This is a genomic window from Polaromonas sp. P1_G2 (assembly GCF_056405515.1).
The window spans coordinates 1-849 of sequence record NZ_JBFUBY010000572.1 but is presented as its reverse complement, the minus strand read 5'-3'; the positions used below and the strand labels follow the sequence as shown (position 1 = coordinate 849).

Annotated in this window: 1 protein-coding gene; it reads left to right on the top strand. The window is 59.4% G+C overall.

Features of this window, described 5'->3' with window-relative positions; genetic code table 11:
• Window positions 1–138: 138 nt before the first annotated feature.
• The coding region (locus tag AC1D0P_RS26240) for a glycosyltransferase family 87 protein (protein WP_477679403.1) at window positions 139–849 on the top strand (711 nt) is incomplete at its 3' end.

The window sequence follows — 849 nt, the reverse complement described above, 5'->3', positions numbered from 1 at the left end:
ATGTTGAAGTGCGGCCTCTCCCCCGAGAAAATCCCGAGGAAACTGGTGTCACGTCGCTAAAAAGTGATTGTTCACCACCCGGCAACGATCCGTCGGCTATAAGGATACGACCCGAAACGGGTTCCAGCGGATCATTTGATGCAGCAGCGGCAATCCTTGCGCCCCCTGATTCTCATCCTCACCGTCGTCATAATTGCGGCGGCCGCAGCGATGGCGCTGACGTTTTCGAGTCCGCCGGTCGACCTGCTGCCGTTTCAAGTGAAGAACAAGGATTTCGCCAATTACTGGATGGCCGGACATTTGATGCTCGACGGCCATGGCTCCCTCCTGTTCGGTAAGCCGGACAACTATTTCGCGGCGATGAAGACCGTATTCGGCGCCGATTATCCACCGCATAACTGGAGCTATCCGCCGCATGCGGTACTGTTCCTGCTACCGCTTGGCCTGTTCGGATATATGCCGGCCATGGCGCTGTTCCTGGGCTTCACGCTGTCACTTTACCTGCTCGCGGTGCAAAGCCTGCGGCCGAGCTGGACGCTAGTTGCCGCCATCCTGCTGACGCCATTCATCGTCGGCAATCTTGTTGCCACGCAGAACGGCTTTCTCACCGCGGCACTTATGGTCGGCGGGCTGGCCCTCAGAGACCGCAAACCGGTGATGGCGGGTATTCTCTTCGGGCTGCTGACGTTCAAGCCGCAGCTCGGCCTCCTCCTACCGCTGCTGCTGATATACGAACGGCGCTGGGCCGTGATTGCCGCGACCGCAGCGACGACGATCGCCCTTGTCGTGCTCTCGATCCTCGCCTTCGGCCCGCAGAGCTGGTCCGACTATGTTCGATATATTGTGCCC